At 44.8% G+C, this 13,516-nt stretch carries 13 protein-coding genes; 4 read left to right on the top strand and 9 right to left on the bottom strand.

The window, feature by feature from the left end; genetic code table 11:
* Window positions 1–14: 14 nt before the first annotated feature.
* The 5 genes from SDEN_RS08140 to rpsB form a co-directional block, all read right to left on the bottom strand.
* Window positions 15–830 (bottom strand): isoprenyl transferase, encoded by an 816-nt coding sequence (locus SDEN_RS08140; RefSeq protein WP_011496001.1) that lies wholly within the window; start codon window positions 828–830, stop codon window positions 15–17.
* A 145-nt stretch (window positions 831–975) separates the two neighbouring features.
* The gene (gene frr, locus SDEN_RS08135) at window positions 976–1,533 is read right to left on the bottom strand and encodes a ribosome recycling factor (protein WP_011496000.1); all 558 of its coding nucleotides are present in this window, start codon (window positions 1,531–1,533) and stop codon (window positions 976–978) included.
* 106 nt (window positions 1,534–1,639) lie between these two features.
* A complete protein-coding gene (pyrH, locus tag SDEN_RS08130) occupies window positions 1,640–2,371 on the bottom strand; it encodes a UMP kinase (RefSeq protein WP_011495999.1) in 732 nt (243 codons plus the stop codon).
* 67 nt (window positions 2,372–2,438) lie between these two features.
* Window positions 2,439–3,290, bottom strand: a complete 852-nt coding sequence (gene tsf, locus SDEN_RS08125) for a translation elongation factor Ts (protein WP_011495998.1) — start codon at window positions 3,288–3,290, stop codon at window positions 2,439–2,441.
* Window positions 3,291–3,406: 116 nt separating this feature from the next.
* Complete coding sequence (rpsB, locus tag SDEN_RS08120; RefSeq protein ID WP_011495997.1) at window positions 3,407–4,135, bottom strand: 30S ribosomal protein S2; 729 nt, start codon at window positions 4,133–4,135, stop codon at window positions 3,407–3,409.
* Window positions 4,136–4,572: 437 nt separating this feature from the next.
* Here rpsB and map point away from each other — a divergent pair, with 437 nt between their 5' ends.
* From map to SDEN_RS08100, 4 genes are all read left to right on the top strand, one after another.
* Window positions 4,573–5,370: a type I methionyl aminopeptidase gene (gene map, locus SDEN_RS08115; protein WP_011495996.1), complete on the top strand. Its 798-nt coding sequence runs from the start codon at window positions 4,573–4,575 to the stop codon at window positions 5,368–5,370.
* A 108-nt stretch (window positions 5,371–5,478) separates the two neighbouring features.
* Window positions 5,479–8,064: a bifunctional uridylyltransferase/uridylyl-removing protein GlnD gene (gene glnD, locus SDEN_RS08110; RefSeq protein ID WP_011495995.1), complete on the top strand. Its 2,586-nt coding sequence runs from the start codon at window positions 5,479–5,481 to the stop codon at window positions 8,062–8,064.
* 31 nt (window positions 8,065–8,095) lie between these two features.
* Complete coding sequence (gene dapD / locus SDEN_RS08105; protein WP_011495994.1) at window positions 8,096–8,920, top strand: 2,3,4,5-tetrahydropyridine-2,6-dicarboxylate N-succinyltransferase; 825 nt, start codon at window positions 8,096–8,098, stop codon at window positions 8,918–8,920.
* Between the two features lie 263 nt (window positions 8,921–9,183).
* Window positions 9,184–9,528, top strand: a complete 345-nt coding sequence (locus tag SDEN_RS08100) for a DUF3718 domain-containing protein (protein WP_011495993.1) — start codon at window positions 9,184–9,186, stop codon at window positions 9,526–9,528.
* Between the two features lie 126 nt (window positions 9,529–9,654).
* Here SDEN_RS08100 and purU read toward each other — a convergent pair whose 3' ends face one another.
* From purU to truC, 4 genes are all read right to left on the bottom strand, one after another.
* Entirely contained in the window at window positions 9,655–10,512 is an 858-nt protein-coding gene (purU, locus tag SDEN_RS08095) for a formyltetrahydrofolate deformylase (RefSeq protein ID WP_011495992.1), read from the bottom strand.
* A 162-nt stretch (window positions 10,513–10,674) separates the two neighbouring features.
* Window positions 10,675–12,123: a PTS transporter subunit EIIC gene (locus SDEN_RS08090; RefSeq protein WP_011495991.1), complete on the bottom strand. Its 1,449-nt coding sequence runs from the start codon at window positions 12,121–12,123 to the stop codon at window positions 10,675–10,677.
* Entirely contained in the window at window positions 12,099–12,551 is a 453-nt protein-coding gene (locus tag SDEN_RS08085) for a flavodoxin (protein ID WP_011495990.1), read from the bottom strand. The genes SDEN_RS08090 and SDEN_RS08085 overlap by 25 nt, the downstream gene beginning before the upstream one ends.
* Window positions 12,552–12,668: 117 nt before the next feature.
* Window positions 12,669–13,433, bottom strand: a complete 765-nt coding sequence (gene truC, locus SDEN_RS08080) for a tRNA pseudouridine(65) synthase TruC (protein WP_157599926.1) — start codon at window positions 13,431–13,433, stop codon at window positions 12,669–12,671.
* Window positions 13,434–13,516 lie beyond the last annotated feature (83 nt).

Genomic DNA, 13,516 nt, shown 5'->3' with positions numbered 1-13,516 from the left:
TCCTCTTAATATTCTTATAATGCGCGGATCTCTTCAATTTGACTTCCCGTCAGACCAAAACGGCGTTGACGACTAGCAAACAAGGCAATCGCGTCACGGAACGCTTGCTCATTAAAATCTGGCCATAGGGTATCGGTAAATACCAATTCGGCATAAGCCGCCTGCCATAAAATAAAATTACTGATGCGACAATCACCGCCTGTGCGGATCATTAAATCAACTTCGCTCTGATTTTGCATGCACAAATGTGCACTTAGGGCCTCTTCAGTCATCTGACTGCTGTTGATTTCGCCACTTTCCACTTGTTGAGCCAATTTTTGTGCAGCTTGCAGTATGTCCCAGCGACCACCGTAGTTGGCAGCGACATTCAAAATCAAGCCAGTATTGTCGGCAGTTTTACGCTGAGCTTCATGAATTTGCTTCTGCAAACGCTCAGAGAAGCGACTGATGTCGCCAATGATATTAAGCCGAACCTGGTTTTTATGCAGTAATTTGATTTCCCGTTGCAATACGGAAAAAAACAACTCCATCAACAAACTGACTTCTTTATCTGGTCTGCGCCAATTTTCACTGGAAAATGCAAATAAGGTTAGCGAAGCTATCCCTAACTGACTGGCACAACTCACGGCGCGGCGCACGGCTTTCACCCCCGCCTTATGCCCCATGACTCTCGGCTTTCCCTGTTGTTGAGCCCAGCGTCCATTCCCATCCATAATGATGGCAACATGCTTGGGCAGGGACAGTTTGACCGTCTCTGAAAGCTCAACACCAGTGTTGCCCAAGCTTAGTGCACTGCGGCTACCAGACTCACTTTTCACTGTGGATGACATCAACTACACCCTTAACAAAAGACAAACGCCGTGTAGTATACCTCCGTATACGACACGGCGCATCAAGTCTAAGCCTTAACTCGGGACTATCTGCTTAAGATCAATACACAATCTGGCTAAAAATAGTCCAACTAAAGCGCTAACCTTAAACTTCCATTAACTCTTTTTCTTTTGCGGTTAAAACTTCATCGACATTTTTGATGTGTGCATCAGTATACTTTTGCACTTCATCTTCGCTGCGGCGTACATCATCTTCAGTGCACTCTTTGGCTTTTTCAAGCTTTTTCACTTCACTGATAGCGTCGCGGCGCACATTACGAATAGCGATACGACCATTTTCGGCTTCATTACGTACTACCTTGATGAAGTCTTTACGACGTTCTTCAGTCAATGCAGGTAACGGAATACGCAGTGTCGCGCCAGCCGTCATAGGGTTTAAACCTAGATCTGACGTCATGATGGCTTTTTCTACGGCCTGAACCATAGAGCGATCAAACACAGTCACTGACAAGGTACGCGAGTCTTCGATACCTACGTTAGCCACTTGCTTAAGCGGCGACATAGCACCGTAATATGACACTTGAATCGAATCTAATAGGCTTGGGTGAGCACGACCTGTGCGTACTTTCGCCATTTGGTTTTTAGTTGCATCAACACATTTGCCCATACGCTCTTGGGCATCTAACAAAATTGTTTCTATCACGATTAATATCCTTTTAGCTTACAAATTCAAAGGTGACATGGCTTGACGCTGAGGCAGTATGTGCCGCTATTGTTATTGTTCAAGCCATTGGTAACGAGTGCAAAACTCAGTTCAAATTCTTAATATAAGTGCCTTCTTCTTCGCCCATGATAACACGGCGTAATGCACCGGGCTTATTCATGTTAAACACAAGAATGGGCATATTATGATCCCTAGCTAAGGTAAAGGCAGCTAAGTCCATCACTTTGAGCTCACGCTCTAACACTTCATTGTAACTTAAGACATCGTGCTTAACGGCGTCTGGGTCTTTCATAGGATCGGCAGAATAAACCCCATCCACTTTGGTGCCTTTCAGTACCACTTCAGCTTCGATTTCAATACCGCGTAAACAGGCTGCTGAATCTGTGGTGCAAAATGGATTACCGGTACCGGCAGCAAAAATCACCACGCGGCCAGACTTTAATAAACTGATGGCTTCAGCCCAGTTGTAATCGTCACACACACCTTTTAGCGGTATGGCTGACATAAGACGCGCATTGACATAAGCACGGTGCAATGCATCACGCATAGCTAAGCCATTCATTACTGTCGCCAGCATACCCATATGATCGCCAACCACGCGGTTCATGCCAGCTTTTGCTAAGCCTTCACCACGAAACAGGTTGCCACCACCAATAACCACACCCACTTGAATGCCTAATTCAACCAACTCTTTAACTTCTTGAGCCATACGGTCAAGTACTTTGGGGTCTATGCCAAAGCCTTCTTCGCCCATTAAGGCTTCACCACTTAATTTAAGAAGAATGCGTCTAAATGCAGGTTTGGGATTGGTGCTCATAATTTTGTCCTGATCATAACAAGACCGCAGCGGTTGCTGCGGTCTTAGGGTATATAGAGAAAAGCGATTACGCCTTTTTAGTAGCAGCGATTTGTGCAGCGACTTCAGCAGCAAAATCTTCTTCTTTCTTCTCGATACCTTCACCCACTTCTAAACGAATGAAGTTAGATACTGAAGCTTTTTTCTCTTTAAGAATTTCGCCAACAGTTTTCTTAGGCTCCATGATGAAAGCTTGACCAGTAAGAGAAATCTCACCAGTGAACTTCTTCATACGGCCAACAACCATTTTCTCAGCGATTTCAGCAGGCTTGCCTTCATTCATCGCGATTTCGATCTGAAGCGCTTGCTCTCTTTCTACAAGTTCAGCAGGCACATCTTCAGGGTTTACGAATTCAGGCTTTGAAGCAGCAACATGCATAGCGATGTGCTTAAGTGTCTCTTCATCAGCTTCGCCGGCAACAACAACACCAATACGCTCACCGTGACGGTAAGAAGCTAGGTTTGCGCCGTCGATGTACTCAACGCGACGAACGTTGATGTTTTCACCGATTTTAGTCACAAGTGCAACACGTGTTTCTTCAAACTGTGCTTTTAGCTCTTCGATAGTCACTTTAGATGCAGCAGCAACGTCTAACACAGCGTTAGCGAACGCTAAAAAGTTTGAATCTTTAGCAACGAAGTCTGTTTGACAGTTTACTTCTAAAAGAGCCGCGAAACCTTCGCCATTCTTGATTAAGATAGTACCGTCAGCAGCGATGTTACCGGCTTTTTTAGCCGCTTTTGCAGCGCCGCTCTTACGCATGTTATCAATCGCTAGTTCGATGTCACCGTTAGTTTCAGTCAGTGCATTCTTACAGTCCATCATGCCAGCGCCAGTGCGGTCACGAAGTTCTTTAACTTGGGCAGCAGTAATTGCCATTGTTAAATCCTCTAATTTAATTCGTCTAATTTTGCATTTAAAAAACAGGGGCCAAACGGCCCCTGTTCACCAATTATCTATTGGCAAATAAGGGGGATGGTAACCATCACACCTTATTAAACAGCTTCTACGAAACCGTCTTGCTCTGCTTGAACAGCTAGATCTTGACCACGGCCAGAGTTCGCAGCTGCTGCAACAGAAGAAGTGTACAAACGGATAGCACGCATAGCGTCGTCGTTACCAGGAACGATGTAGTTAACACCATCTGGCGCAGAGTTTGTATCAACAACAGCAACAACTGGGATACCTAGGTTGTTAGCTTCTTTAATAGCGATATGCTCATGGTCAGCACCGATAACGAATAATACGTCAGGTAAACCGCCCATGTTCTTGATCCCGCCTAAAGATTTTTCTAACTTCTCTAGTTCGCGAGTACGCATCAAGGCTTCTTTCTTAGTTAGCTTGTCGAAAGTACCGTCTACTGACTGGCTTTCTAGCTCTTTAAGACGCTTGATTGATTGACGAACTGTTTTCCAGTTAGTCAACATACCACCTAACCAACGGTGATCAACATAGTACTGGTCACAAGAAAGAGCTGACTCTTTGATTGCTTCGCCAGCGGCACGTTTAGTACCAACGAATAACACTTTGCCTTTTTTAGACGCTACGTTGCTGATGAAAGCTAACGCTTCGTTGAACATAGGCACAGTGTGCTCAAGGTTGATGATGTGTACACCGTTGCGAGCACCGAAGATGAATGGCTTCATCTTTGGGTTCCAGTAACGTGTTTGGTGACCGAAGTGAACACCGGCTTGTAGCATGTCGCGCATTGTAACAGTAGTCATTTTAATACCTTAATTAAGGGGTTAGACCTCCACGCATCCCATGTCTTCGACCTAAAAAGGCACCCCGAAGAATGTGTCGATACGTGTGTGATTTAGTGTTTAGTTAGTTTGCCATGTATAATGACCCGCACATTTTACGCTTAGTTTGCGATTAAGTGAAGAAAAGCCTGTCAAAGATTTACTAAAGGAAAAAGTGGGTAACCTTTGCCTTAACACTCATGACACCTTAAACTGCAACACTTATTCGCTGGACTCGTTGAATTAATTACGCTTAAGCACAAGCTAAGCCATTGAATTCGACAACACATTAAACGTGAAGACACAAACACAGACGGCGCGCTTTATATCATAAAACGCCACTAAGCACAAATTCAGCTGCTTTTTTATCCCCTGCTGTGTCTTCAAAAATTACCGTTAACCACGCCAAGAGAAATCCAATGAGCATAGTCATTAAGACAGCAGAAGAAATCGAGAAAATGCGCGCCGCCGGCAAACTTGCCGCCGAGGTGTTAGCCATGATTGCCCCCCATGTTAAAGCAGGCGTCACTACAGACGAGCTTAATGATATCTGTGCCAAGTACACAGAAGAGCAAGGTGCGATATCGGCGCCGCTTAATTACCATGGCTTTCCAAAATCGATTTGCACCTCTGTTAATGATGTTATCTGTCACGGCATTCCATCAAGCTACGTCTTAAAAGATGGCGACATACTCAATATCGATATTACCGTCATCAAAGACGGCTTTCATGGCGATACCTCTAAGATGTTCCTCATCGGTGAAGTCAGCGCCAAAGACAAGCGCCTTTGCCGTATCGCTCAAGAAAGCCTGTACTTAGCCATACGTAAAGTCCGTCCGGGCATGAAACTCGGCGAGATTGGCACTGCAATAGAAAAATTCATCAAGGCCAGCAAAACAGGACTTGATAAGTACTCCATAGTGCAAGATTATTGTGGTCATGGTATTGGCGCAGGCTTTCATGAAGAGCCGCAAATCGTCCATTACAAGAACAATGATAAAACCGTGTTACGTCCTGGTATGTGTTTCACCATAGAGCCTATGATCAATGCTGGCCGTCAAACTAGCGTACTCGATAGAGAAGATAACTGGACTGTCACCACAGCCGATGGCAAAAACTCGGCCCAGTGGGAACATACTTTACTGGTTACCGCCACTGGAGTTGAAGTGATTACCTTGCGCGACGAAGAAGACTTCCCACGCATCATCAATCATTAACGGTGAGTTTTTTATTGCGGCTACTGGGTTAGCCGCAAGACAATTGCAATCTATAGCTGGTTCCAATACATAGTTTGTCCCAATCATAAGAGAGTTAAATTTATCACCATGAATAGCGCGCTGGTCGCCAAACAACAGCTTGCGGAATTAAACCAGCGTTTAATGGCGCAGTTCACCGCGAACGAGTCAATTGAATTGCTCGTCAGTCAGCGCAGTCAATTTGTGGATCAACTGCTCAATTCAACTTGGCAGCGTTTAGGCCTTAACGAGTTTTCTATTACTCTGGTTGCCGTTGGCGGTTACGGTCGCAGTGAACTTCACCCTCACTCAGACATAGACTTACTCATCTTGTTGCAAAATGATACCGTCTGCCAACAAGCTGAGATGCAACTTAGCGCTTTTATTACCTTTTTATGGGATGCAGGCCTTGAAGTTGGCCACAGTGTGCGTACTTTGGCACAAACCTTAGAACAAGGTCGCGACGATATCACCATAGCCACCAATCTTATCGAAGCGCGCTATTTATGTGGCGATGAGTACCAGTTTGATTTGCTCTATGACAGCATACGTCAACAGGATTTTTGGCCGTCAGAGCGATTTTATGATGCAAAAAAAACCGAGCAGCAAAATCGCCATACCAAGGGCAGCGCCTTCGATTTAGAACCCAACCTCAAGACCTGTCCCGGTGGCCTTAGGGACATTCAAACCATTGCCTGGGTCGCTATGCGTCATTTTGATGCCGCCAAACTCGAAGATTTGGTGGCCCACGAGTTTTTAACCCCATCAGAACTCGATGAACTCTTGGAGTGCCAACGTTTCTTGTGGCAACTCAGATTTGCGCTGCACATGATTTCCAATCGTAATGAAAATAGGCTTCTGTTCGATTTACAGCGCCAAGTTGCCAGCATTATGGGCTATGAAGATGCTACCCAGCTGGCGGTGGAGCAGTTAATGAAAAAGTACTATCGCACGGTTCGCAGTGTGATAGAGCTGAATGAAATGCTGCTGCAATTGTTTAAACGTGCCACCTTAGGTCAGACTCACGCTTTAGTTATCCAGCCTATCAATGAATGCTATCAACGCCGTGGCCGCTTTATTGAAGTGCTCGATGGAGGCCTATTTAGTCGCTGCCCAGAAGAAATTATCCGTTTGTTTCTCATTGTGGCAAAAAACTCCAATATCCAGGGCATTTATGCCCCAACACTAAGATTACTTCGTGAGGCAAGGCAAGACTTAGCAAGCCCCTTGCAAGAGAATTCAGCCTGTCGTAAAGCCTTTATGGACATTTTGAAGCACCCCAGAGGCATAGGGTCCTTGTCCTTGATGCATAAACACGGGATTTTATCTTCATATTTACCGGCATGGCGTAAAATTGAAGGCCAGATGCAATTTGATCTATTTCATGCCTACACTGTGGATGAGCACACCCACAGATTACTGCTTAATATTGACCGTTTTTCACAGGCCGAGCAAAAAGATGAATTCCCATTAGGGGCTATCCTGATTAACCAATTGCCCAAAAAAGGCTTGCTCGTCCTTGGCGCTATCTTTCATGACATCGCCAAAGGTCGCGGCGGCGATCACAGCAAACTGGGGGCTAAGGATGCCTTGGATTTTTGCAAACTGCACGGTCTTAACGATCATGATGGCCGCATGGTCGCTTGGTTGGTTGAGCATCATCTGGTGATGTCCATCACAGCCCAGAGGCGGGATATCTCAGATCCCGAAGTAGTGGCTGAATTTGCCCATAAAGTCCGTGATGCCGTGCATTTAAGCTATCTGTATTGTTTAACCGTTGCCGATATTTGTGCCACCAATGAAAAAACCTGGAACAGCTGGAAAGGCTCCTTACTGCGAGACTTGTACTTCTCCACCCAAAGGGTATTGGCAACTGGCAAGGAAAAGCCCATAGACATGCGCGCTAGGGTGCGAGAAATACAGGCCAAGGCCAAGAAAGAGCTATTGAGACGTGGGATTAAAGAAAAGGAGATGGAGGCCCTTTGGAGCCGCTTCAAAACTGATTATTTTCTGCGTCACCAAGCAAGCCAAGTGGCTTGGCATACTGAAGCCATCATCAAGCAAAGCCATCAAGATGAGCCCTTGATTTTATTATCCAAACAGGCGACCCGTGGCGGCACTGAATTATTTATCTACAGCAAAGATAAACCCAAATTATTTGCCACTGTGATGACAGTGCTGGATAATAAAAATATCAATGTTCATGATGCTAACATCATGACATCAAAAGATAATTATGCGTTAGATACCTTCGTCATTCTAGAACAAGACGGTGAAACTATTAGCCAGTTATCACGTATACAGAGCATACGAAAGGCACTGGAAAAAGCCCTCGCCAGCGACAACCCTAAGTTACCAAAATTTAGGAAAATGGCGCGAATAATGCGCCCCTTTAACGTCCCGACTCAGGTAAGTTTCTTGCCTAGCGCCCGTCAAGGCACCAGCATGATGGAGCTCATCGCCTTAGACAGCCCGGGATTATTGGCAAAAGTGGGCGATATTTTTTACCGCTGCCAGGTGACGTTAATTGCTGCGAAGATCACCACTATTGGCGAGCGAGCTGAAGATTTCTTTATTTTACAAACTCATGAAGGTAAAGCCTTGGATGAAGCTTCGCAGCAAAAATTAGCTCAGAGTCTTAGTTTAGCTTTATCATCCCATGCACCGAGCATGTAATTTTTCATTTTAATCATTATTGGAGAACCCTATGGAGGCATTACGCCAACGTATTGAAACTGCATTTGAAAATCGTCAACACATCACACCAGGCACAGTTGAACCTAGCCTGCGTGCCGATGTTGAAACGGTTATTGCCATGTTAGACAAAGGTGAGGCTCGAGTCGCTGAAAAAATTAACGGCCAGTGGCAGGTACACCAATGGTTAAAAAAAGCGGTATTACTGTCTTTTCGGATATTTGATAACGGCGTCATTGATGGTGGTGACACTAAATATTTCGATAAAGTACCGCAAAAATTTGCGGACTACGATGAAGCCCGCTTTAAAGCCGAAGCCATTCGCGTTGTTCCACCTGCCACTGTGCGCAAAGGCTCCTTTATCGGTAAAAACACTGTGCTTATGCCCTCTTACGTAAATTTAGGTGCCTATGTAGATGAAGGCACTATGGTTGATACATGGGCGACAGTGGGTTCATGTGCACAAATTGGCAAGAACGTGCACTTGTCTGGCGGTGTGGGTATTGGCGGTGTACTTGAACCCTTACAGGCTGGCCCAACAATTATCGAAGACAATTGCTTTATCGGCGCTCGCAGTGAAATCGTTGAGGGCGTAGTGGTTGAAGAAGGCAGCGTGATTTCTATGGGGGTCTATATAGGCCAAAGCACCCGTATTTTTGATCGTGAAACCGGCGAAGTGCATTATGGCCGTGTGCCTGCAGGCTCAGTCGTAGTATCGGGCAACTTACCCTCAGCCTGTGGCAAATACAGCTTGTATGCCGCCATCATAGTCAAAAAAGTTGACGCTAAGACACGTGCTAAAGTCGGTATTAACGAACTTTTACGAATCGTAGATTAATACGGTTAACCAGAAATCGAGTAAATAAAAAGCCCAGTCATTTTCTGGGCTTTTCAACAACTTAAACAATAAAAATAATTTCACTTAATTATCAATTAGATAATGGCAACGCATCCACGTTCAATTCACAAATACACATTTTGTAACTCGCAGTTACACTTTGTCGACCCTTAAATAGATTGATACAGTTTTCCCCATACTTTAACCGGCACAGCAGCAAAAAATTGCCTTTACTTTAAAGGTTAGGTTAAGGAGGAGTCACTATGAAAACCATCATAGCTGCAAGTCTAGTCACGTTATCGTTCTTGGTCATGCCAGCACAGGCTGCCATGGATCCACAGCTAGAAAATACCTTAATTGACGTTTGCAAGGCAGGCGTCAGTAATAGAGTATTTAGCTTTAATGACACAATGAAGATTTATCGCATTAATAAAGCAAGAATTTTTCCACGTTTAATGTGTAACGGTGAAAGCTTCCATCAGTTTGCCTTAAGCAATAATGCCGATAAAACGGCGCGTCTCATTGCGCCATATACTCAAGGTAAGGTCACCATTCAAGACATCGCCTTTAATTATTCTGCTGATGACCTCTATGATATACGCTATTAATCAAGTGTGTATCAAACAAGTTAATACAGCAATCCAATCAATAATCGTTAAACATTATGACCTAACATCTTGTGCTCCCTCAATTCTATAGATCCAAGAAAACGCAACAACGCCGCAAGGAAGCGGCTAAAACACCACGGTTTTATTACCATAGACAATCACTTGTTCATTTAACACTAACTGCAATGCCTTACTGAGCACACTTTTTTCCACATCGCGGCCATTGTGGGCCATTTCTTCAGCGCTGAAAGTATGATCAACCGAAATGACATCTTGTTTAATAATGGGGCCTTCATCGAGGCAATCATTGACGAAATGGGCCGTAGCGCCAATAATTTTCACCCCTCGCTCCCAGGCTTGTTTATAGGGCGATGCGCCAATAAACGCGGGTAAAAACGAGTGGTGAATATTAATAATTCGATCAGGATAGGCACAGACAAACTCAGGGGTTAACACTCGCATGTATTTAGCCAGCACCACATAATCAGGCTGATAGCCGTTCACTATTTTCAATATGGCTTGTTCATGTTCAAGCCTGTCTAAGCCTTGATGACATACATGGTGAAACGGAATATCAAACTTTTCAGTTAAGTTGCGCAGGCTATCATAATTGCCCACCACAGCGGCAATATCCACATCCAGCCCACCATAATAGGCTTTCATCAACAAATCACCCAAACAATGGGCTTCTTTAGTAACCATCACCACGATACGTTTCTTGTCGGCAGCAACCAGCTTGGTATGGTTCTGCGCTGGCAATACTTCACTTAACGCCTTGAGTAAACTGGCATCATCAAACACACCTTCGAGTACGGTGCGCATAAAAAAACGCCCCTGAATGCGATCAACAAACTCAGTATTTTTAATGATGTTTAACTGGTGAGCAAAACAAACGCCGGTGATCTTAGCTATTAACCCCTTGGCATCGGCGCAATCAGTAATTAGAATTTTTCTTACTTTGTTTTCTGGCTCTAAAGTAACCATGCTGCAACTCCTCGATGATGACTTATGCCTGAAATGGACTCGTCTGCTTTATCTTTAATTGAGAATAATCTTTAATTGAGAATAAAGTATTTTAAAAACAAATCAATCCACAAAATTAACAATTAAGTTGAAAAAAGTTAACAGTGTGAAACGAGACAAAAATTAACGCCGTGAATCTAAGTATTTTTGCAGTAATTTGCGTAATGTTTCCGCTTTTGTACCGAAAACCACTTGAACCCCCTTACCCACAACGATAACGCCCTTGGCCCCAAGGCGCATCAAACGGGCCTTATCCACTAAACTGGCGTCGATAACGCTGATCCTAAGACGGGTTAAACATGCATTCAACTCAAGCACATTATGTCTTCCACCTAAGGCGGCTATCATGGAGCGTAGGCTTTCCTTTTGCTCATCATTGCCGCTAGCCAAGCGACCGGGCGTTTTTAAATTAAAGCTTAAAATACTGACAGTAAACAGCGCATAGTAGATGACGCCAGTTAACGGCCCTAAAATCAACAGCCAACCGGTATTGGATGAAAGAGAATACAGTAAGCTGAAATCCACTAATCCGTGGGAAAACACTATCCCATGGTGAATATCCAATACCACACAGAGGCTGTAAGCCAGCCCAGTTAAAATGGCATGACAAATAAACAATATAGGAGCGACAAACAAGAAGGCAAACTCTAGCGGCTCAGTTACCCCGGTTAGCCAACTCGCCATGCCGGCAGAGAGCATAATGCCAGCCACACGATTACGTTCACTCTTATCGGCGCAGCGCCAGATAGCCAGCGCCGCCGCGGGTAAGCCCCACATCTTGATTAAATAGCCACCAGCAAGGTTTCCAGCGGTAATGTCCCCCGCTAAATAACGACCGATTTCACCTCGAATAACATGAGTACCATCAAAAAACTGACCCACTTCTAAATAAAAAGGCGCATTCCAGATATGGTGCAGGCCTAAGGGAATAAGCAGCCGCTCGACCATGCCATAAATGCCAAAAGCCAAGGATGGGTCTTGATACACAGCCCAATCAGACAGGCGTTGAATAACCACAGATAAACTCGGCCACAATAGACTTAATAAGTAAGCAAGGCCTATGGTCAAGGGGATGACAATTAAGGGGGCACTGCGCCTACCCTCGAAAAACGAAAAAATCGCCGGTAAGCGTAAATGCTGACTTAGCCTGACCGCTAAACACGTCACTGCCCCCACTAAAATACCGCCTGCAATACCAGTATCTATGGTATCTATCCCCCATAATGGCCTCGAAGGCAGCTGATATAGTGCGGTAAGAGCGCCTAACGTTGATTGAAATACCCCAAAGCCAAATACCGCCGAAAATGCCGCTATGCCTTGGTCTTTGCAAAAACCTATGGCGATGGCAACACTAAAGAGCAGTGGCATCATGGTGAAAATCAATTTGCCCACTGAGGCAAAAATCATCGTCAATTCAATGGGGATAAAAGGTAGAGGGTTTACGGTTAATCCGAGCATGAGCCCTGCCGCAGGCAGAATAGCAATGGGCACCAACAGCGCTTGGCTCAAGCGCTGGGCAAACTTAAACCATTGCTGATTTAAATAGCTTAATGTTCGACTTGGCTGTGCCACACACTAATCCAGTTTAAGGCATCATCTTCGGGGCTCATGGTTTCGCTGGCATCGATTTCAAACATATCGGTTACTGTATTTGCGCCAAGTTCTTGAAATAAAGCATCAAACTGTCTAGCGGCGCCGCAAAAGGTTTCATAGCAAGAGTCCCCTAGGCCAATAATGCTGTAGTTCAATTTGGGCAAATAAGGCGCATTTGATTTAAGTAAGTTAAACCAAGGAAAAATATCATCGGGCAGATCCCCTTGTCCCGTAGTGGAACAAATAATGATCAACAGCTCATCTTCTGGCGGGGTAAAACTCGCAAGTTCATTAGGTTGTTTTATCGCCACCTCATAGCCTAGTTTTTCTATGGCTGGAGCCAAGGTCTCTGCAACGTGTTGAGCGCTGCCATAGACAGTACCAAACACTAGGTTCACTTTCTTCATCAATCCTCTTCCTTAAACATCATAAAGCGATTTATACAATAGCCGACTTTCCTTTCAAGATCATAGTCTAATCTCTATTTTATCGGTATAGAACTAGTCATTCACATCAATAGGGGCTTATTGAATAAAATCAAGCTGTTGTAGCTGTGCATCAGTCCAACCCAATAAAGCGAACGTTGCCAACCATTGCTGTTCAATTTGAGTTTCAATTGTCATGGGTTTTCCAGTCACTGGATGGGTAAAGCTCAGCCGCTTGGCTATTAGCCATAGGCGATTTACACCGAAGTGTTCTCGGCTGAATTTATTTTGCTTGCCGTCACCATGGGTGGTATCACCTAAAATGGGGTGACGTAAATGCGCCATATGACGGCGCAGCTGATGCTTACGCCCCGTATGAGGGCTTAGTTTTATCAGCGCGAAACGACTGGTTGGATAACGACCCGAGCTAAAAGGAATTTCACTATTGAGTAACGGCTGGTAACTGGTTTGTGCTTCTTGGGCGGGTTTATCGGCTTTGGCATGTTTATCGGCCACATCATCAAGCTCCACCCTTAAAGGATAATCCAACAGTCCAGCCTCATGCATATTGCCCCGTACCAAGGCCAAGTAGTCTTTTTTTATCTTATGTTCGGCAAATTGCTCACACAGATTACGAGCGACTTCGCTACTTTTAGCAAACAATAACACACCGGATGTGGGCCTATCGAGTCTATGCACAGGAAACACATGGCAACCGATTAAGTCCCGAGTGAGCTGCATGGCGAAAAAACGCTCCTTGCGGGCTAAGTAACTGCGATGCACTAATAAACCTGCTGGTTTATGAATAGCCACTATGTCGTCGTCTTGATAGAGAATAGTCAATTCTGGCGCAGGCTCATCCATGTCGTCAGTGACTTCAATGTCCGCGCCTGCTGACTCGTTTTCTTCTTGCTCATAAATATCTGCATAATCAAATGCGTCATTTG

This window comes from Shewanella denitrificans OS217, from assembly GCF_000013765.1.
GTDB lineage: Bacteria > Pseudomonadota > Gammaproteobacteria > Enterobacterales > Shewanellaceae > Shewanella > Shewanella denitrificans.
The sequence above is the reverse complement of the archived record's forward strand: the minus strand, read 5'-3'. Positions and strand labels throughout refer to the sequence as shown.